This window comes from Pseudomonas sp. LBUM1656 (assembly GCF_059716065.1).
Genome location: NZ_CP166800.1, coordinates 2720471 through 2740079, shown reverse-complemented (window position 1 = coordinate 2740079; position 19609 = coordinate 2720471). Strand labels below are relative to the sequence as shown.

21 protein-coding genes are annotated in these 19609 nt (G+C 60.5%); 9 read left to right on the top strand and 12 right to left on the bottom strand.

Annotated elements, in window-relative coordinates; genetic code table 11:
* Positions 1 to 3 precede the first annotated feature (3 nt).
* The 8 genes from ACA072_RS12485 to ACA072_RS12450 form a co-directional block, all read right to left on the bottom strand.
* Positions 4 to 885 (bottom strand): branched-chain amino acid ABC transporter permease, encoded by an 882-nt coding sequence (locus tag ACA072_RS12485; RefSeq protein ID WP_497624572.1) that lies wholly within the window; start codon positions 883 to 885, stop codon positions 4 to 6.
* Positions 885 to 1661, bottom strand: coding sequence for an ABC transporter ATP-binding protein (locus tag ACA072_RS12480; protein ID WP_497624571.1), 777 nt, complete (start codon positions 1659 to 1661; stop codon positions 885 to 887). Before ACA072_RS12480 ends, ACA072_RS12485 begins: the two co-directional genes overlap by 1 nt.
* Positions 1658 to 2563 carry an AMP-binding protein gene (locus ACA072_RS12475; protein ID WP_497624570.1) on the bottom strand — a complete coding sequence of 302 codons (906 nt, stop codon included), beginning with the start codon at positions 2561 to 2563 and terminating at the stop codon, positions 1658 to 1660. The genes ACA072_RS12480 and ACA072_RS12475 overlap by 4 nt, the downstream gene beginning before the upstream one ends.
* A gap of 239 nt (positions 2564 to 2802) precedes the next feature.
* The gene (locus ACA072_RS12470) at positions 2803 to 4206 is read right to left on the bottom strand and encodes an LLM class flavin-dependent oxidoreductase (RefSeq protein ID WP_497624569.1); all 1404 of its coding nucleotides are present in this window, start codon (positions 4204 to 4206) and stop codon (positions 2803 to 2805) included.
* 289 nt (positions 4207 to 4495) lie between these two features.
* Complete coding sequence (locus ACA072_RS12465; RefSeq protein ID WP_497624568.1) at positions 4496 to 4807, bottom strand: hypothetical protein; 312 nt, start codon at positions 4805 to 4807, stop codon at positions 4496 to 4498.
* A gap of 264 nt (positions 4808 to 5071) precedes the next feature.
* Positions 5072 to 5500, bottom strand: coding sequence for an acyl-CoA dehydrogenase (locus ACA072_RS12460; RefSeq protein WP_497624567.1), 429 nt, complete (start codon positions 5498 to 5500; stop codon positions 5072 to 5074).
* Positions 5501 to 5510: 10 nt separating this feature from the next.
* Positions 5511 to 6713 (bottom strand): SfnB family sulfur acquisition oxidoreductase, encoded by a 1203-nt coding sequence (locus ACA072_RS12455; RefSeq protein WP_497624566.1) that lies wholly within the window; start codon positions 6711 to 6713, stop codon positions 5511 to 5513.
* Positions 6714 to 6869: 156 nt separating this feature from the next.
* Positions 6870 to 7433 (bottom strand): helix-turn-helix domain-containing protein, encoded by a 564-nt coding sequence (locus ACA072_RS12450; RefSeq protein WP_497624565.1) that lies wholly within the window; start codon positions 7431 to 7433, stop codon positions 6870 to 6872.
* Between ACA072_RS12450 and ACA072_RS12445 the strand changes: the two genes are divergently transcribed.
* Entirely contained in the window at positions 7428 to 8465 is a 1038-nt protein-coding gene (locus tag ACA072_RS12445) for a DMT family transporter (RefSeq protein WP_497624564.1), read from the top strand. The genes ACA072_RS12450 and ACA072_RS12445 overlap by 6 nt on opposite strands.
* A 55-nt stretch (positions 8466 to 8520) precedes the next feature.
* Here the strand turns inward: ACA072_RS12445 and ACA072_RS12440 are convergent, their stop codons facing one another.
* Entirely contained in the window at positions 8521 to 8982 is a 462-nt protein-coding gene (locus ACA072_RS12440) for a hypothetical protein (RefSeq protein ID WP_497624563.1), read from the bottom strand.
* Positions 8983 to 9466: 484 nt separating this feature from the next.
* Here ACA072_RS12440 and ACA072_RS12435 point away from each other — a divergent pair, with 484 nt between their 5' ends.
* From ACA072_RS12435 to ACA072_RS12400, 8 genes are all read left to right on the top strand, one after another.
* Complete coding sequence (locus tag ACA072_RS12435) at positions 9467 to 9751, top strand: DUF3077 domain-containing protein (protein ID WP_497624562.1); 285 nt, start codon at positions 9467 to 9469, stop codon at positions 9749 to 9751.
* Positions 9748 to 10014, top strand: coding sequence for a short-chain dehydrogenase (locus ACA072_RS12430; RefSeq protein WP_497624561.1), 267 nt, complete (start codon positions 9748 to 9750; stop codon positions 10012 to 10014). Before ACA072_RS12435 ends, ACA072_RS12430 begins: the two co-directional genes overlap by 4 nt.
* A gap of 258 nt (positions 10015 to 10272) precedes the next feature.
* A complete protein-coding gene (locus ACA072_RS12425; RefSeq protein WP_497624560.1) occupies positions 10273 to 13191 on the top strand; it encodes a monovalent cation/H+ antiporter subunit A in 2919 nt (972 codons plus the stop codon).
* On the top strand, positions 13191 to 13535 hold the full coding sequence (locus ACA072_RS12420; RefSeq protein WP_003192163.1) for a Na+/H+ antiporter subunit C: 345 nt from the start codon (positions 13191 to 13193) through the stop codon (positions 13533 to 13535). Before ACA072_RS12425 ends, ACA072_RS12420 begins: the two co-directional genes overlap by 1 nt.
* On the top strand, positions 13532 to 15217 hold the full coding sequence (locus ACA072_RS12415; RefSeq protein WP_497624559.1) for a monovalent cation/H+ antiporter subunit D: 1686 nt from the start codon (positions 13532 to 13534) through the stop codon (positions 15215 to 15217). Before ACA072_RS12420 ends, ACA072_RS12415 begins: the two co-directional genes overlap by 4 nt.
* Entirely contained in the window at positions 15214 to 15702 is a 489-nt protein-coding gene (locus ACA072_RS12410) for a Na+/H+ antiporter subunit E (protein WP_497624558.1), read from the top strand. The genes ACA072_RS12415 and ACA072_RS12410 overlap by 4 nt, the downstream gene beginning before the upstream one ends.
* Positions 15699 to 15977, top strand: coding sequence for a K+/H+ antiporter subunit F (locus tag ACA072_RS12405; RefSeq protein WP_007935991.1), 279 nt, complete (start codon positions 15699 to 15701; stop codon positions 15975 to 15977). Before ACA072_RS12410 ends, ACA072_RS12405 begins: the two co-directional genes overlap by 4 nt.
* On the top strand, positions 15974 to 16336 hold the full coding sequence (locus ACA072_RS12400; RefSeq protein WP_497624557.1) for a Na+/H+ antiporter subunit G: 363 nt from the start codon (positions 15974 to 15976) through the stop codon (positions 16334 to 16336). The genes ACA072_RS12405 and ACA072_RS12400 overlap by 4 nt, the downstream gene beginning before the upstream one ends.
* A 113-nt stretch (positions 16337 to 16449) precedes the next feature.
* Here the strand turns inward: ACA072_RS12400 and hcnC are convergent, their stop codons facing one another.
* The 3 genes from hcnC to hcnA are packed head-to-tail and all read right to left on the bottom strand — an operon-like array spanning position 16450 to position 19413.
* The gene (hcnC, locus tag ACA072_RS12395) at positions 16450 to 17700 is read right to left on the bottom strand and encodes a cyanide-forming glycine dehydrogenase subunit HcnC (protein WP_497624556.1); all 1251 of its coding nucleotides are present in this window, start codon (positions 17698 to 17700) and stop codon (positions 16450 to 16452) included.
* Positions 17693 to 19102, bottom strand: a complete 1410-nt coding sequence (gene hcnB / locus ACA072_RS12390) for a cyanide-forming glycine dehydrogenase subunit HcnB (protein ID WP_497624555.1) — start codon at positions 19100 to 19102, stop codon at positions 17693 to 17695. The genes hcnC and hcnB overlap by 8 nt, the downstream gene beginning before the upstream one ends.
* Entirely contained in the window at positions 19099 to 19413 is a 315-nt protein-coding gene (hcnA, locus tag ACA072_RS12385; protein WP_497624554.1) for a cyanide-forming glycine dehydrogenase subunit HcnA, read from the bottom strand. Before hcnA ends, hcnB begins: the two co-directional genes overlap by 4 nt.
* Positions 19414 to 19609: the final 196 nt, after the last annotated feature.

Here is a 19609-nt window from a genome sequence, read left to right as displayed (position 1 = left end):
GGTTCAGACTCGCTCGATGGCGCGCTCGCCGAACAGGCCGGCGGGACGGATGTACAGGAAGGCCAAGGCCAGGACATAAGCGAACCACGGCGTGATGCCGCCGCCGATCAGCGGGCCGATGTAGACCTCCGCGAGGTTCTCCGCCGCGCCGACAATCAGCCCGCCGACAATCGCTCCGCCGATCGAGGTGAAGCCGCCGATGATCAACACCGGCAAGGCTTTGAGCACCACCAGCGACAGGGAAAACTGCACCCCTTGTCGCGCGCCCCAGAGCAATCCGGCCACCAGCCCGACAATGCCCGCCACCGCCCAGACGATCTGCCAGATGCGGTTGAGGTTGATACCGATCGACAACGCGGCGGTGGTGTCATCGGCCACCGCGCGCAGCGACACGCCAATACGGGTTTTGTTGAACAGCAGCGCCAGCACCGTCACCAGCACGATGGCCGCCGCCGCTGCGATCAGGTCGAACTGGCTGACCATCATCCCGCCGATAAACAGCGGCACGTCGTCGATGCCCAAATCCAGCGCCCGCACCTGGGAGCCCATCAAGCCCTGGGCCAGGCCTTCGATAATGAACGACAGACCGAGCGTGGCCATGAACAGGGTGATCTGCGAGCGATTGACCAAGGGCCGCAACACCAGCCGTTCGATCAGCAGCGCTCCGACGATCATCACCACCACCGTCAGCAACAGCGCCAGGACAAAGGGCACGCCTTGGTCGTGCAAGCTGACGAAGGTCAGCGCGGCGAACAGCAGCATCGCACCCTGGGCGAAATTGAACACGCCGCTGGCCTTGTAGATCAGCACGAAGCCGATGGCGACCAGCGAGTACATGGTCCCGGCGAGCAGGCCGCCGAGCAGGGTTTCAAAGAAGAACGTCATCAGTGCACCACTCCCAGATACGCCGCGATCACTTCGGGATCGGCCTGCACTTGCGCCGGCGTGCCGTCGCCGACCTTGCGCCCGTAATCGAGCACCACGACGTGGTCGGACAGGCCCATGACCACGCTCATGTCGTGTTCGATCAACACCACCGTGGTGCCAAGGTCGCGGTTGATGTCGGCAATGAAGCGGGCCATTTCCTGCTTCTCTTCGGCGTTCATCCCGGCCATTGGTTCGTCGAGCAGCAACAGGCGGGGTCCGGCGATCAAGGCGCGGCCCAGCTCCACGCGTTTTTGCAGGCCGTAAGAAAGGTTGCCCACCGGCACATCGCGATGGGCTTGCAGTTCGAGGAATTCGAGAATGCCCTGGGCCTGTCGACGAAAGTCTTCAGCCTCACGGCGGGCGCGCGGCAAGTTGAGCGCTTGCTCGATGAAGCTGCTGCGCAGGTGCCGGGACAGGCCGGTGAGGATGTTGTCGATCACGCTCATTTTCTTGAACAGCGCGTTGTTCTGAAAGGTCCGGCCGATGCCCCGCCGCGCGGCGGTCAACGGGTCGATGCGCTTGAAAGGTTGCTGTTCAAAGACAATCGAGCCGGCGTCAAAGCGGTAGACGCCGTTCAGTACATTCAGCAGCGAACTCTTGCCCGCGCCGTTGGGGCCGATCAGCGCACAGATCTCGCCACGGCGGACATCGAAGGACAGCCCGTTGATTGCCTTAACGCCTTTGAAGGACAGGGAAATACCGCTGACTTGCAGGATGGATTCGGTCGAGCTCATGCGATGTCCCGTTTGAATTCGTTGAGCCAGGTCGGCGCGGGTTTAACGTCCGGGGTGCGCGTGGCTTGCCAGATGAAATGCAGGTTGTGGAAACCCAGCAGCCGGCGAACGCGGTTTTTGATCAGGCGTTGCAGCGGTTTTTGCGGGTGAGCAATGGCCCAGTCGCAGAGACGTCGCCGCCACGAGCCTTGGGGGGCCAGGCGACTGTCGATTTCAGCGGCCAGCCGTTGCAGGCGTTCGGCCGACAGCACCAGCCCAGACGGCGCAACTTCGCGACGATCCCGACTGGCGCTGCCGGGACTTTCCGGGAAGGCCAGGGAGTGGCCGCTGTTGAGCCATTGATCAAGCACGACGGTCAGACCCTCCTGCCATTGCGTGCCCTCTTCGCTCCACAGTTGGGCGCCTTGTGCCCAGCGGTTCAAGCGTTGCGGGGGCTCTGTGGGGCCAAGCAGTGCCGCGAATTCCAGCAGTGTCTGGCCGTGGTTGAGCCAGAGTTGCTGCGTCTGCCGCCCCTGGACGTAGGCATGGGTCGGGCGGCTGCGCCACAGGGCTTTGTGCAGTGATTCGGCGTCGAGGGTGTCCGGCAACGTCAACAGCTCGCCGCCGATGTGCTGAGCGGCGAGTGCCAGCAGCAACAGATTCGGTTCGAAGGCACCGCTGAGCGCCAGCCGCGAGTCTTCGGTGAAGCCCTGCTGACGCAAGCCATCGGCCAGCCGCTCGACATCGCGCAAGACATCAATCCAGCGCCAGACAACCCACTGACCGTGACGCTTGTGCCGCAACGCCGGCTGCAACGGACTGACCTGCGCCCAATGGCGCAACTGCTCCAAAGCCTTGGGCAGATCGACCCGCCACTGGGCGGTGTCCGCGACTGGCGGACGCTTGAGTTCATGCACGCTCATGGGTTTGACCTCCTGTTCATGGGCAAAAGCGTGCGGTGGTCCGCCGGGCTGAAATCTGTAAAACAACCGCGTCCCAATGTGGGAGCGGGCTTGCTCGCGAAAGCGGTGGATCAGGCAACATCAATGCTGAATGCGCCGGCCCCTTCGCGAGCAAGCCACGCTCCCACAGGGGTTTGTGTCGTCCACAAATATCGCCAGCGAAACGCAACCTGTGGGAGCGGGCTTGCCCGCGAAGAGGCCTATGCAGACACCACTTTCTTCTCCTGCTGCCGCAACCCCGCCAGATCCCGATACCTCGCACCCGAATGAATCTCCGGCAATCGCGGCCCTGCCCCGAACAACTTCTCACGCAAGGTCCCCGGCGCGTATTCGGTCTTGTAGACCCCGCGTTTCTGCAGCTCCGGCACCAGCAACTCCACGGCGTCGATGAAGGTTTCGTGGGTCAATGCATAAGCCAGGTTGAAGCCGTCCACGTCGGTCTCCTCAACCCACTCCTGCAACAAATCGGCAACCGTCTCGGGACTGCCGACAAACAACGGACCAAACCCGCCGATGCCGACCCAATCCGCAAGCTCGTTAGGGGTCCAGACTTTGTTCGGATCGGCCGTCGAGAACGCTTCCACCGCCGATTGAATGGCGTTGGTGTGCACATGCTTGAGTGGCTCGTCCGGTTTGAACTGGCTGAAATCGATTCCGGTCCAGCCGGAAATCAAAGCCATCGCCCCTTCGTAGCTGACCCAGGTTTTGTATTCCTCGAACTTGGCTTTGGCCTTGGCATCGGTCTCGCCGAGGATCACGGTTTGCAGGTTGAAGATCAGGATCTTCGACGGATCGCGCCCAGCCTCGGCGGCGCGACGACGGATGTCGGCCACGGTTTTCTTCAGCAGCACTTTCGACGGCGCCGCGACGAACACGCACTCGGCATGTTCTGCGGCAAACTGCTTGCCGCGACTGGAGGCACCCGCCTGATAGAGCACCGGGGTGCGTTGCGGCGAAGGCTCGCAAAGGTGAATCCCAGGCACCTGGAAGTGCTTCCCGACATGCCGGATCTCATGGATCTTGCTCGGATCGCTGAAAATCCGCCGCTCGCGATCGCGCAGGATCGCCCCCTCCTCCCAACTGCCTTCCCAGAGCTTGTAGCAAACCTCCAGGTATTCCTCGGCGAAGTCATAACGCGCATCGTGTTCGGTCTGGGCTTTCTGGCCAAGGTTCTTCGCACCGCTTTCCAGATACGACGTAACGATATTCCAGCCTGCGCGGCCCTTGGTCAGGTGATCGAGCGTCGACAAGCGCCGGGCGAATGGATACGGATGCTCGAAGGACAACGAAGCAGTCAGGCCAAACCCCAAATGCTCGGTGACCAGCGCCATCGGCGGGATCAGTTGCAGCGGATCGTTGACCGGCACCTGCGCCGCCTGACGGATCGCCGCATCACCGTTGCCGTTGTAAACGTCATAGATGCCCAGCACGTCGGCGATGAACAAGCCGTCGAACTTGCCGCGTTCGAGGATTTTCGCCAGATCGGTCCAGTATTCGAGGTCTTTGTATTGCCACGAACGATCACGTGGATGCGCCCACAACCCCGGCGACTGATGGCCGACGCAGTTCATATCGAAAGCGTTAAGGCGGATTTCACGAGGCATGGAGGCGCACTCCTGAAACCACGTAGAACTTAAAGAACAAAGAACCTCGGATGGCAATAGTATTCATGATGACTTTCGGACTCCGGATGGATATAGAGTCCTAATGCACGAGTCGGGCCAAATACCAAACTGAAGAATTTTCGCAGGAAAAACTGAATATCACAGAGAAACAGCCTCCTCAATCCGAGCAAACTGTGAAAACACTGCTTGTGGTGCAACACTTGAACCCAAGTGCTCGTTCCGTTTAAAAATCTAAAGAGAAGAGCACTTGCTTCTCACTTCTGTACGCTTAGCTAAGATCAACTTCTACTTCATCAGACTCTTGCTTTTCCGCACCCTCGAAACGGGCAACGGCGTAAAACTTCGGCTTTTTCCCCCAGAGGCGTTCCACGTCTTCCACTGAAACAGTACAGGTAGTCGATGAGCCGCCTGAATCAAAATCTTTAATGTTTAAGTAAGTTTCGCTTCCATCAAGCCTGCATCGCAGCACTAGCTCTTCAAAGTCACCGGCGCCAATTTTGGCTACTGCCTCAAACCCTTTTTTATAACCTCCATTTATAGGATTGATCTCCAACCCAAATTTCGGTTCTTTAGTAGACATATATATCTTCCTTTTAGTCCATCCAAATTAAAAAGCATAAAAGTCGTCGGCAAACCGCTTCTCTGTGGCACGCCAACGCACGCGACCTATATAAATTTGTTTTCAAGCGAAGGTCTACTGTCAGAAGTAACAGGTCGGAGAGGAAATCCGACAAGTGGCACGATGGGTACACTGCAAAATCCCGACCCTACCTGTCATTGCGACAGGAGCCAGGTCGGGCACAGGAAGTACTTATCGATTAGCTGGAAACCATCAAAATGCTATTTACGCGAGCGTGAAAGGACGAATGCCGTTGAGGCGGAAATTACCGATGAGGTGGAGTTTCCAGCGCAACGGATCGTAAACAGAGCCGTGCAATGCGGTACGTTGGCCGGTGAGTTCGAACTCGGCGTTGCTGACGGCGTTAAGCGCGTCGGCGCTGGCGAGGTGCGACTCGGCGATGGCGACGCTGATTTCCGTGTCGTCTTCATGACCGCTAAGAAACGCTTCAGCGCGTTCGAGCAGCGCGGCAGCGACTTCGATGCGGATGTGCAAATCGCCGAAACGGCTGATGACATAAGGGTCATCCGTGGTTTGCGCCTGTTGGCGGACAAAACGCAGGGTTGCATCGAGCAGGCTGCGGGCGTTGTGCAGGTCGTACTGACTCTTGGCCAGGGGCTGGTCGGCAACAATCGGTTTAGTCAAAGCATTCATGGTGGGCTCCTCAGTTCCAGGCGTGGCGCGCGGGCTTCACGCCGTTGAGCAGGTAGTTGCCGATCAGGTGATATTTCCAGCGCGCCGGATCGTGCAGCGTGTGAGTCCGGGCGTTGCGCCAGTGACGGTCGAGGTTGTATTTGCCGAGCACCGAGCGGGTGCCGGCCAGTTCGAAGAGTTTGCTGCTGGCGAGCAAGGCAATTTCGGCGGACAAGACTTTGGCCTGGGCGACCACTACCGAGGCATGGGCCACCGTGTCTTCGTTGGCGTTCAGCAACGCCGCGTCGATGGCTTGTCCAGCCTTCTTGAGGATCGCTTCGGTGCCATGGACCCGCCATTCGAGATCGCCAATCGCGGCGATGCTGAACGGGTCCTGCCAGCCGTGATCCTGTCCGCTGTCGATCCACGGCCGGGCTTCGCGGGCATAGCGTTTGGTTTCTTCCAGGGCGCCGACGGCGATACCGGTGTCCACGGCCGCCTGAATGATTTGCGAGATCGGGCCGTCGGCGGTGGGTGCGTCGAACGCCTTATGGGCCGGGATCACCGCACTGAGCGGGACTTTCACCGCGTTCAGCGTCACGCCACCGCTGGCGGTGGTGCGCTGGCCGAATCCGTCCCAGCTGTCGATCACCGTCAGGCCGGGATTGTCGCGCTCAATGAAAGCAATGAAGGCCTTGTTCTCTTCATCCACTGCCACCGCCGGCACGATGTGCGCAAACAAGGCGCCGGTGCAGTAAAACTTCTCGCCGTCGATTTGCGCGGTGTCTTTGTCGAAACGAATACGGGTTTCGAAGGTCCCGGCGTTTTTGCTTTTGGCTTCGGAGAAGGCGTTGCCGAAACGATAGCCCTGCAGAACTTTGCCGAAGTAATAGCGCTTCTGCTCCTCGGTGGCGGTTTGCAGCAGGATGTCGAGCACGCCGAGATGGTTTTGCGGGATCTGACCGAGGGAGGAGTCGGCGGCAGAAATGATCTTGATCACTTCGGCGACGGTCACGTAGGAAACGCCGGCGCCGCCGTACGCCTTGGGAACCGTGATACCCCAGAGGCCGCTGGCGGAGAACTCGTCCAGCTCATCAATCGGCAGGCGTCGGTCACGGTCGCGGACGCTGGCCTCGACGGAGAAGCGTGCGGCAAGCTTGTGGGCGACGGCGATGGCTTCGGCGTCCGAGCGAATCACATGGGCGGTGCGAGGGGGTTGGGCAGAGGCTGTCATGGGCCGACTCCGGGATTCTGGTGAATACGCCAGAGCTTTTGCAGGAGTCGTGCCTGAAATTAATTTCGTTTTATTTCAATAGGTTGAGAATTTTTCCGAGAAAGACTTGCAGCTTTAAAACAGCAAAGTGTCCGTCCAGTGTTGATCGGCGAACAGTTAAATCACTACGTTCCGAACAAACTGCGCGGCCACGTCCCCGTCATTGCGATAGGAATGCGGCTGGTCACTGGCGAACATGAAGAACTCACCCGCGCCAATCTCATGCGGCGTATCACCCAGCATCAACGTCAGGCAGCCTGCGAACACATAAATCTGCTCACTCCAACCCTCCGCATCCGGTTGCGACGGATAAACCTCTCCCGGTTGCAAACACCACTCCCACTGTTCCACCTCACGTGTGGCGGTGGCTTTAGACAGTAAAACGGCTTTGCTGCCGGGAATCTTTCCGGCCCAGGCGACTTCGTTGATGCGGCTCGGATCGCGGGCATCCGGGGCCTGGATCAGATCGCTGAACGCCACGTCCAGCGCTTCGGCCACGCGGTCTAGCGTGGTGAGGCTGACATTTTTCTCGCCGGCCTCGATGGCCACCAGCATGCGGCGGCTGACCCCGGACTTTTCGGCCAGCGCGGTCTGGCTCATGTCGGCGGCATGGCGCAGGCGTCGGACGTTCTGGCTGACGTGCTGAAGGACCGAAGCCCGCGGGGAAGAATCTTTGTGCACTATATTGCTCACTTGGTGGGGTTGGGCAGTATACTGCGCAACATTCGGCGCATTGTGCGTCCCCCTCAGGTAGCGCGCAAGGTCATGACGTCTGTGAACGCCTCTCACACTTCTTCCCGTTTTTCGCGGTTCAGCAAGGCCGAGTGCGTGCTAGTGCTGATCACCATGGTCTGGGGCGGGACATTCTTGCTGGTACAGCACGCAATGACCGTCAGCGGGCCGATGTTTTTTGTCGGTCTGCGCTTTGCCGCGGCGGCGATCATTGTGGCGATGTTCTCCTGGCGTCACCTGTGGGAACTGACCCTGTTCGAACTCAAGGCCGGGGCGTTTATCGGCGTGGCGATCATGCTGGGTTACGGCTTGCAGACTGTCGGCTTGCAAAGCATTCCCAGCAGTCAGTCGGCGTTTATTACTGCGCTGTACGTGCCCTTCGTGCCGTTGCTGCAATGGCTGGTGCTGGGACGGCGTCCGGGGCTGATGCCGAGCATTGGGATCATGCTGGCGTTTACCGGGTTGATGCTGTTGTCCGGGCCAGCCGGCGCTTCCTTCAATTTCAGTCCCGGTGAAATCGCTACGTTGATCAGCGCTGTCGCGATTGCGGCGGAGATCATTCTGATCAGCACCTATGCCGGTCAAGTCGATGTGCGCCGGGTGACGGTGGTGCAACTGGCGACCACGTCGGTGCTGTCGTTCCTGATGGTGGTGCCGACTCAGGAAGTGATTCCGGATTTCTCATGGCTGTTGCTGTGCAGCGCGCTGGGGCTGGGCGCGGCGAGTGCGGCGATCCAGGTGGCGATGAACTGGGCGCAGAAGAGTGTCTCGCCGACCCGGGCGACGTTGATTTATGCGGGCGAGCCGGTGTGGGCCGGGATCGTCGGAAGGATCGCCGGGGAGCGGTTGCCGGCGATTGCGTTGGTGGGTGCGGGGTTGATTGTGGCGGCGGTGATTGTGAGTGAGTTGAAGACCAAGGGTAAAGATCGCGAGACGATTGAGGAGGAGTTGGAAAGCGAGCCTGTCGACTCAAACAAATGAGCTTCACAACCGACGTTCAAGCTTCCAACTTTCCAGGATTAGTCTGATCCCGCGCTTACTCTGGTAATGACCGGATAATGTCAGCGAGATCATCTCTGGTGAATCCGTTAGATTTTATGGCCGCAGCCACATCCTCCTTGGAGAGCGGGAAGCGCTTGAAGATTTCCTTCAGCGTATCGGCATCAATATTTGACGTCCAAAGCGGATCGATAAACGAGCCCCCATACTCCGGCTTCATCGGCACTTCTTCGTGTGCTATTGCACCCTTGTGGTTCAAGTAAACGACATAACGGTCATGCCCTTCAGGAAAGCTCTTGTCATGATAAAGCGTGGTGCCGAGGGGCAGCACATAATAGTTTTCATCGCCATTCGGCCCCTCCATAAGAAGAAGCTCTTTAGTTTTAATCATGATCACGTCATGGGGCCTCGACACATTTAATGCAAAAACCGCCAGAGCGGTTGCATTAGCCAGTATCAAAACACCCAACCAGAAAATCAGTCTTTTATTCGTAAACATCCTTTTTATGACACCTCAATTATTCCCTTGAGCATGAGGATAACCTGTGGCGAGGGAGCTTGCTCCCGCTGGGCTGCGAAGCGGCACCAAAAAAGGGACTGCTGCGCAGTCCAACGGGAGCAAGCTCCCTCTCCACGAGGCCAGTGTCACGCTTGAGATATGGGTATCATCAGTCTGTTCCTCACAATAGATTTCAGGTTGTTGGCAGACTCGGAACAGACCTACAAGCAAAGCAGCCGTTTCGGGCTTTTGGCCGGTTGACGGCCCTGCCCTCACTCCCTATCCTCGCGCCTGTCACGAACTCATTCGTGATCGGGTTTGACGGCTCGGCGTTTTCCAGGACCTTGTGCAGCGCTATGGCAGCTGTGCGTGGGGCACTTTCGAGTGCGCCGGGTTCCTGGACCGGTCCGTCAACCTGCGTACAGTTGCCACCTGATTCGTTTGACGGCGATGACGTGGCCACTCCATTTTTCAGGAGATGCACATGATCAATCCAACCACAAAATCCACCCCCTTCGCCCGCTGCGACCACGTCGACCACCACCTCTTCGCGGTACAACCCGACATCCCGCTACTCGACGCCCTCGAACACGCCGCCGTCTACCTCAGCTGTGCCGAAGCCCTCGCCCATCAAGCCCCCACCGCCACCCGCCCGGAACATAAAGCTTCGTTACGTTGGGCCAGCCAGCAAATGCTCGGTACTGCGCGCTCGCTGGTGCAAGCCTCAATTGACGGTATGCACGCAGCCCAAGCGGGAGGCGACGCATGAACCCGCACATGCCGATGACCAACAATGACTGCGACATCCCAGTGTTGCTGATCGCCACTCAAGCGCCGCTGGATGTGTTGCACAGCAACGCGGCCGCACGGTTTCTGGCCGTGACGCAGATGATGGAAAGTCTGGCCAGTCTCGATATCACTCAAGCCAAGGGGGCCGATGTGCAGCAACTCGCGCATGCAGCGGCAATGTTGCTGCGTGATGGGTGTGATGTGATGGATGTGTTGGGTAGGCAGATTAGGGCGCAATTATGAAGGTTGCGATCTGATCGCCAAGTTTAATGTTGGCTCTAAGGGCCCCTTCGCGGGCAAGCCCGCTCCCACAGGGATTGCGCTAACCCTGTGGGAGCGGGCTTGCTCGCGAAGGGGCCGGACCTGCTGAATACAGTCCTTTGAAACAATGTAAATCAGGCTTTTCCGATCTATCTTGTAGGATTCTGCGACAGCTTGGCGTTTGGTGATCCGGGAGCTGGCACGTATGATGCTTCACAAACTTCCGCAGATTAGAAGCCTATGTCCCTGATAGTTCTACTGCTTCTGCCTTTTATCGGCAGCTGTCTGGCGGCTTTGCTGCCACACAACGCGCGTAACACCGAATCTTTGCTGGCTGGCCTGGTTGCCTTGATAGGCACCGTGCAGGTTGCCCTCTTGTACCCGCAAATCGCCGATGGCGGCGTCATTCGTGAAGAATTCTTCTGGCTGCCCAGTCTGGGCCTGAACTTCGTCCTGCGCATGGACGGTTTCGCCTGGCTGTTCTCGATGCTGGTGCTGGGCATCGGCACCCTGGTTTCTTTATACGCCCGCTATTACATGTCGCCGGACGATCCGGTGCCGCGGTTCTTTGCGTTTTTCCTGGCGTTCATGGGCGCGATGCTCGGGCTGGTGATCTCCGGCAACCTGATCCAGATCGTGTTTTTCTGGGAGCTGACCAGCCTCTTTTCATTCCTGTTGATCGGCTACTGGCACCACCGCGCCGATGCGCGACGCGGCGCCTATATGGCGCTGATGGTCACCGGTGCAGGCGGATTGTGCTTGCTGGCGGGAGTCATGCTGCTTGGCCATGTGGTCGGCAGCTATGACCTGGACAAGGTCCTGGCCGCCGGCGACCTGATTCGCGCCCACTACCTCTACCCTATCCTGCTGCCCCTGATCCTGATCGGCGCCCTGAGCAAAAGTGCGCAATTCCCCTTCCACTTCTGGCTGCCCCACGCGATGGCGGCGCCGACTCCGGTTTCGGCCTATCTGCACTCGGCGACCATGGTCAAGGCCGGGGTGTTTCTACTCGCGCGACTGTGGCCGTCGCTGTCCGGCAGTGAAGAATGGTTCTACATCGTCAGCGGTGCCGGTGCTTGCACCCTGTTGCTCGGCGCGTACTGCGCGATGTTCCAGAACGACCTCAAGGGCCTGCTGGCCTACTCGACCATCAGCCACCTCGGCCTGATCACTTTGCTATTGGGCCTGAACAGTCCGCTGGCCGCCGTGGCCGCGGTGTTCCACATCCTCAACCACGCCACCTTCAAGGCCTCGCTGTTCATGGCCGCCGGGATCATCGACCACGAAAGCGGCACCCGAGACATTCGCAAGCTCAGCGGCCTGATCAAGCTGATCCCGTTCACCGCCACCCTGGCGATGGTCGCCAGCGCCTCGATGGCCGGCGTGCCGCTGCTCAACGGCTTCCTGTCGAAAGAGATGTTCTTCGCCGAAACCGTGTTCATCAACGCCACGGCCTGGATCGAGATGACCTTGCCGATTGTCGCGACCATCGCCGGCACCTTCAGCGTCGCCTACTCGCTACGCTTCACCGTCGACGTGTTCTTCGGCCCGACCGCCACCGACCTGCCGCACACCCCGCATGAACCGCCACGCTGGATGCGTGCGCCGGTTGAATTGCTGGTGTTTGCCTGCCTGATCGTGGGGATTTTCCCGGCGCAAGTGGTCGGCCCGTTGCTGGCCGCCGCGGCCCTGCCGGTGGTGGGCGGAGTCCTGCCTGAATACAGCCTGGCGATCTGGCACGGCTGGAACGCGCCGATGATCATGAGCCTGATCGCCATGTCCTGCGGCATCGTGCTGTATCTGCTGTTGCGCAATCAGCTCAAGCTCGGGCGTTTCAAATACCCGCCGATCATTGGCCGGTTCAACGGCAAGCGCCAGTTCGAGCGCAGCCTGGTGATCATGATGCGCCTGGCCCGTCGGCTGGAGCGGCGGATCAGCACCAAACGCCTGCAAACCCAATTGTTCCTGGTGGTCCTCGCAGCGGTGTTCGCCGGGTTGATCCCGATGCTGCACAGCAGCCTGAGCTGGGGTGACCGGCCGAAGATTCCAGGGTCGATCGTGTTCGTGACTCTCTGGCTGCTGGCGATTGCCTGTGCCCTCGGCGCGGCGTGGCAGGCCAAGTATCACCGGCTCGCGGCCCTGACCATGGTCAGCGTCTGCGGCCTGATGACCTGCGTGACCTTTGTCTGGTTCTCCGCACCGGATCTGGCGTTGACGCAATTGGTGGTCGAAGTGGTGACCACGGTGCTGATCCTGCTGGGTCTGCGCTGGTTGCCGCGCCGGATCGAAGAGGTGTCGCCGCTGCCGAGCACCCTGCGCAAGGCACGCGTGCGGCGTATCCGCGACTTGCTGCTGTCGACCGTCGTCGGTGGCGGCATGGCGTTGCTGTCCTACGCGATGCTGACGCGCCAGACGCCCAACGATATTTCCTCGTTCTACCTCAGTCGCGCCCTGCCCGAAGGCGGTGGCAGCAACGTGGTCAACGTGATGCTGGTGGACTTCCGTGGCTTCGACACCCTCGGTGAAATCACCGTGTTGGCGGCCGTGGCCCTGACCGTGTTCGCCCTGCTGCGACGCTTCCGTCCGCCGAAAGAAAGCCTGCAATTGCCGGCCCAGCAGCGTCTGCTGGCGCCCGACGTCGTCACCGACCTGGTCAACCCGCGTCAGGCCAGCGACACCGCGCTCGGCTTCATGATGGTCCCGGCGGTGCTGGTGCGCCTGCTGCTGCCAATTGCAGTGGTGGTGTCCTTCTATCTGTTCATGCGCGGGCACAACCAACCGGGCGGCGGGTTTGTCGCCGGGCTGGTGATGTCGGTCGCGTTCATCCTGCAATACATGGTCGCCGGCACCCAGTGGGTCGAGGCGCAAATGAGCCTGCGACCGCTGCGCTGGATGGGCACCGGCCTGCTGTTCGCTACGGTCACCGGGCTCGGCGCAATGGTCGCCGGGTATCCGTTCCTCACCACTCACACCTGGCATTTCGGACTGCCGCTGCTGGGCGATATTCACGTCGCCAGTGCGCTGTTCTTCGACATCGGCGTGTACGCCGTGGTGGTCGGTTCGACGCTGTTGATCCTCACCGCCCTCGCTCACCAATCGGTTCGGGGTCACAAAACCGCAGCCCTGCCCAGATCCGTCGCCACCAAAGGAGCCGTCTGATGGAAGAAGTCATCGCAATCGCCATCGGCGTACTGGCCGCGTCCGGCGTCTGGCTGATCCTGCGACCACGGACGTTTCAGGTGGTGATGGGCCTGTGCCTGCTGTCCTACGGCGTCAACCTGTTCATCTTCAGCATGGGCAGCCTGTTCATCGGCAAGGAGCCGATCATCAAGGACGGCGTGCCCCAGGACTTATTGAACTACACCGATCCCTTGCCGCAAGCGCTGGTGCTGACTGCCATCGTGATCAGCTTCGCCATGACCGCGCTGTTTCTGGTGGTGTTGCTGGCTTCCCGGGGCTTGACGGGGACCGACCATGTCGATGGCCGGGAGCCTAAAGAATGAATGCGATGACGCACCTGATCGCCGCACCGATTCTGCTGCCGCTGCTGACCGCCGCCATTATGCTGATGCTCGGCGAGAAACATCGCCCGCTGAAAGCCAAGATCAACCTGTTCTCCAGCCTGCTGGGCCTGGGGATCTCCGTGATGTTGCTGCAATGGACGCAGACCACTGGCGTGCCCGGCTCGATCGGCGTCTACCTGCCGGGCAACTGGCAGGTGCCGTTCGGGATCGTACTGGTGGTCGATCGCTTGTCGGCACTGATGCTGGTGCTGACCGGGATCATCGGCGTCAGCGCCTTGCTGTTTGCAATGGCCCGTTGGGACGGCGCCGGTTCGAGCTTCCACGCACTGTTCCAGATTCAGATGATGGGCCTGTATGGCGCATTCCTGACGGCGGACCTGTTTAACCTGTTCGTGTTCTTCGAGGTGCTGCTGGCGGCTTCCTACGGCCTGATGCTCCACGGTTCGGGCCGGGCGCGGGTGTCGTCGGGCTTGCATTACATCTCGATCAATCTGTTGGCGTCGTCGCTGTTCCTGATCGGCGCGGCGCTGATCTATGGCGTCACCGGCACGCTGAACATGGCTGATCTGGCGTTGAAAATCCCGTTGGTCCCGGAAGCTGATCGCGGCCTGCTGCATGCCGGCGCGGGGATTCTGGCGGTAGCGTTCCTGGCCAAGGCCGGGATGTGGCCGCTGAACTTCTGGCTGGTGCCGGCCTACTCGGCGGCCAGTGCGCCGGTCGCAGCGATGTTCGCGATCATGACCAAGGTCGGCGTGTACACCTTGCTGCGCCTGTGGACCTTGCTGTTCTCCGGTCAGGCCGGGGCGTCGGCGTACTTTGGTGGCGACTGGCTGATCTACGGCGGCATGGCGACCATCGTCTGCGCCGGCGTGGCGATTCTTGCCGCACAACGACTGGAACGCCTGGCCAGCCTGAGCATTCTGGTGTCGGCGGGGATTCTTCTGTCGGCCATCGGATTTGCCCAACCCAACCTGATCGGCGCGGCGCTGTTCTATCTGGTCAGCTCGACCCTGGCGTTGAGCGCGTTGTTCCTGCTGGCCGAACTGATCGAGCGCTCCCGTTCTGCCAACGAAATGCCATTGTTCGACGACGGCGATCTGCTGCCACGGCCGATGGAATCCCTGCAACCGCCAAAAGGCATCAACCTCGACGACGAACAGAAAGCCGTGGTCGGCCAGGTGATTCCCTGGACCATGGCGTTCCTCGGATTGAGCTTCATTGCCTGCTCGCTGCTGATTATCGGCATGCCGCCGCTGTCCGGGTTTATCGGCAAACTCAGCTTGCTGAGTGCCCTGCTCAACCCGCTGGGGCTGGGTAATGGCGCTGACGAACCGGTATCGAACGCGGCGTGGGGTCTACTGGCGTTGTTGATCCTGTCCGGGCTGGCGTCGTTGATCGCCTTCTCGCGCTTGGGCATCCAGCGTTTCTGGACACCCGAAGAACGGCCATCGCCGTTGTTGCGCCGCTTCGAGTGCGTGCCGATCATCGTCCTGCTGGGGCTGAGCGTTGCGCTGACCTTCAAGGCCGAACCGCTGATGCGCTATACCCAGGCGGCCGCGAATGCGTTGAACAATCCGCAGCAATACGTCATGGCGGTGCTTGGCACGCGTGTGGTGCCGAGCCCGGAAGCCAGGGCGGCGATGCTGGAGGTGCAGCCATGAAGCGTCTGTTTCCGGCACCGTGGTTGTCGCTGGCCTTGTGGCTGTTGTGGCTGGTGCTGAACCTGTCGTTGAGCCCCGGCAATCTGTTGCTAGGCGCGGTGCTGGGGTTCTGCGCGCCGCTGATGATGCGCAAGTTGCGGCCGCTACCGATCCGCATTCGTCGACCGGGTGTGATCCTGCGTCTGTTCTTTCTGGTCGGTCGCGACGTGCTGGTGTCAAACCTGGCCGTGGCCTGGGGCGTGCTTGACGCCGGTCGCCGTCCACCGCGCTCGCGCTTCGTCAAAGTGCCGCTGGACTTGCGTGATGCCAATGGCCTCGCGGCGCTGTCGATGATCTGCACGGTGGTGCCCGGGACGGTCTGGTCGGAACTGGCGCTGGACCGCAGCATCCTGTTGCTGCACGTGTTCGATCTGGATGATGAAGCGCTGTTTATCGAGCACTTCAAGGCGACCTATGAGCGCCCCTTGATGGAGATCTTCGAATGAGCGAATTGCTGTCGAACGCGATCCTGCTGAGCCTGTTCATTTTTTCCCTGGCGATGATCCTGACCCTGATTCGCCTGTTCAAAGGCCCGTCGGCCCAGGACCGGGTTCTGGCGCTGGACTACCTGTACATCATCGCGATGCTGATGATGCTGGCGCTGGGCATTCGTTATGCCAGTGACACTTACTTCGAGGCGGCGCTGCTGATCGCCCTGTTCGGCTTCGTCGGCTCGTTTGCCCTGGCCAAATTCCTGCTGCGTGGCGAGGTGATCGAATGAACGCGCAACTGTCTCTGTGGATTGAGATTGCGGTGGCGATCCTGCTGGTGCTCGGCAGTGTGTTTGCGCTGATCGGCGCCATTGGCCTGGTGCGCATGAAGGATTATTTCCAGCGCATGCACCCGCCGGCGCTGGCCTCGACCTTGGGCGCGTGGTGCGTGGCGCTGGCTTCGATCATTTACTTTTCAGCGCTCAAGTCCGCGCCGGTGTTGCATGCCTGGCTGATTCCGATCCTGTTGTCGATCACGGTGCCGGTGACCACGTTGCTGCTGGCGCGGGCGGCGCTGTTTCGCAAGCGCATGGCGGGGGATGATGTGCCGGCTGAGGTGAGTAGTCGGCGTACGGAAAGCGGGCGTTAAGATTCAGGAGTAGTGTTGATTGGGCGGGCCTCATCGCGAGCAGGCTCTCACATTGGAATGCGCCCCCCTGTGGGAGTGAGCCTGCTCGCGATGAACGATAACGCGGTGTGGTGTCAGGCCATTTTCTTTAGCTCAACGGCCTCCACCGCAAACCGATCCGCCAAAAACGGCGTGATATCCAGCGGCAACGGTTCGTTGTTCACCAGTTTATCCAGCAACACCCCGGTAATCGCCGACGTCAAAATCCCCGTGCGGAAATGCCCACACGCATTGAGATACCCCTCTACCCCTTTCATCGGCCCAAGAATCGGCAATTCATCCGGCGACCCTGGCCGCAATCCCGCCCAGGTCCGTTTGAGGTTGACGTCCGCCAATTCGGGGATACACCGAACAGCCCCCTGCACCAACCCGGCAATTTCCGGGTAGGTGGTGGTCACGTCGAAGCCTTTATCCTCCGTCGTGCTACCAATCAGGATTTCGCCATTGTCCTTCTGCGCCACATAACAATCGCTGGTGGTCAGGCAGCCGTTGAGGATTTTCGGCAGGCGCTCGGTCAGCAGAATCTGCCCTTTCACCGGGCTCACCGGAATCCTGATCCCGGTGGCCTGTTCACTCAGATCCGCCGCCCAGGCACCCGCCGCATTGATCAGCGTATTGCAATGAAACACCCCAGCCTCGGCCGTTTGCACACCGCTGACCCGGGAACCATGGTGCAAAACCCCGGTGACGTTGGTGTTGAAGTACAGGTCGACGCCGTTCTGCCGCGCGCCTTCGGTGTAGGCGTCGGCCAGCCGGAACGGGCTGACCTGGTGGTCGCAGAGAAACTCCAGCGCCCCGCTCGCCTCATGGCTGACACTCGGCTCGGCCTCGCGCAGTGCTGCCTGGTCGAGCCAGCGCACCTGGTCCGCAAGGTGCGGAATGCAGGCGACGATGTGCTCGGCATAAAGGCGGTCCTCATCGTCGTAGATCACGAACTTCAGGCCGGTCTTTTCGAACTTGAAATCCATCCCGTGGTTGTCTTTCAACTCCTGGTGCAGCGCCGGATACATTGCGTTGGACTGCAAGGCAAAATCGAAGAACGACTGCGGCAAAATGTGCGGCGTGCTGGCGTCCACCACCACCGCCGAACCCTGGGCTTCGCGCTTGCGATTGGCCGACATCATGCGAAAGAAAATCACCCCACAACCCAGCCCTACCGACTCGCCAATCGCCCACAAGCCACCGGCTGAAGCGCGGGTTGCGTTGCCCGGGCGCTTGCAGTCAATCAACGCGACCTTGAGGTTTTTGCGTTTCGATAATTGATAGGCGCAGGACGCCCCGATCACGCCGCCGCCGGCGATGACCACGTCATAGAACTTACTCATGATTCGCGGCCTCCGTGCCGACGGAGGTGAATGCAGAAAAAGGAATCGGATCGATCGGGAACCGCGGCCGCAACCAGCCCACGTCCTGGCGGCCCGTGACTTCGCGCAAGCGGTCGGTGCAGTAGCCGACGCACATCCGCCCCTGACAATCGCCCATGCTCACCCGGGTGCGCATTTTCAGGCTGGCCAGGTCTTGCACGCCTTGCTCCAGCGCCCGATCGATGTCGGCGCGGGTCGCGTGTTCGCAGCGGCAGATCACGGTGTCGGCGGCTGGCAACGCGGTTTGCCCGGCACCGCGTTCGGTGTAGCGGTCGACTGCTGCACGGAAGCGCACGATGGCCTTGAGTTTCGACACATAGCGGTTGCGCCGTACCAGAGCCAATTCCGCGTCCAGCACGTCGCGTTGCAACAGGATCGATGTGGCCGCGATCCGCCCCGCGAGCATCGCCGCTTCGCCCCCGCGAATCCCGCCCATGTCGCCGGCCAGGTGCACGTGAGGCTCGCTGCTTTGCTGCCAGATATTCGCGCTGGCCCGCAGGTAACCGTCGTCGCTGAAGCCATGGTTCAGGCCCATCTGCTGACTGAGTTGGGTGCGCGGAATGAAACCGTAGCCGACCGCCAGGGTTTGCGCCGGAATCTGCTCGGCACGGCCCAGGTCCGGCACCCAGGTGGTGGAATACGGCGCCACGGTCACGGCATTCAACTCGCCCTCGCCTTGCGCCGCCACCACGCCCCAGCCGTAATGCATCGGGATACCGTGCAGTTTCAGGAACGCGAGCATGCTCAAGCCATCGAGGAACAGCTGCGGCTTATTCAGCAGCGACAGGCTTTCCCGAGCGATCTTGCCGAACGCGCACGCCTCATAAACACCGGCGACGGTCACGCCGGACGCATGCAGCTGACACGCTACCAACGGCAATAACGGACCGGTGCCGGCAATTACCACCGGGCCTTGCGGCTTGACCACTCCACTTTTGATTTGCAATTGCAGGCCGCCCAGCAGGATCACGCCGGGTAAGGTCCAACCCGGAAACGGCACGCTGCGTTCATGGCAACCGGCCGCGAGCAGCAGTTGCGGGTATTCGATTTCCTGCAACTGCTCCTCGCTGTCCAGCACCACCAACGCGCGCGTGCCTTCAGCGCCTATTACCCGGTGGTTCAGGCGCACGTCGATCAGCGCCGCGTGCTCCTGAAACTCTCCATGCAAGGTGCCCAGCGCTTCAGAGTAGCGCGGCCCCAGATAGTCGAGTTGCACGCCATCGCGCAACGGTCCGCGATAGACCACACCGCCCAACCGCGAGGCTTCTTCAAGCAACGTGCAACGCACGCCGTGTCGGGCCAATTCAATGGCCGCGGCCATCCCCGCCGGCCCACCGCCGACGATCACCGGAAGCAGGCTCATACCCCCTCCTGCTCAACGATGCGGTTGACCTGGGTTTCGACTCTCATGCCGTCACGCACCACGGTCTGGCAGGCGCGACGTTTGTGCCGGCCATTGATTTTCACCAGGCAGCATTGGCACACGCCCATGCCGCAATAGGCGCCGCTGATTTGGTCGTGATCGTTACGGGCCACTTGGCGCAGGCCGAGGGATTGAATGACCGAGAGGACGGTTTCGCCGAGGGCGGCGCTGACCGCCTGGCCGTTGATGTGCACAGTCATATCCGCGCGCAGCAGCGGCTGGATATCAAATGTTCTGTCTAAGCGTGGCATTACGATGTTCATCCATGATGAGTTCAGGTGAGGTTCCACAGCTCCTTGCTGCACTACACCTTGCGGGCCAACAGCCAGGTAAAAAGCTCGCACCGGTACTTCGACAGCGCAACAAGTGCGCGTCAAAGCAATGTAGTCGAAGCCGCAGATGGGGCTTGGATCTTTTACGGTAGGAGATATTGCAGAAGAGAATATT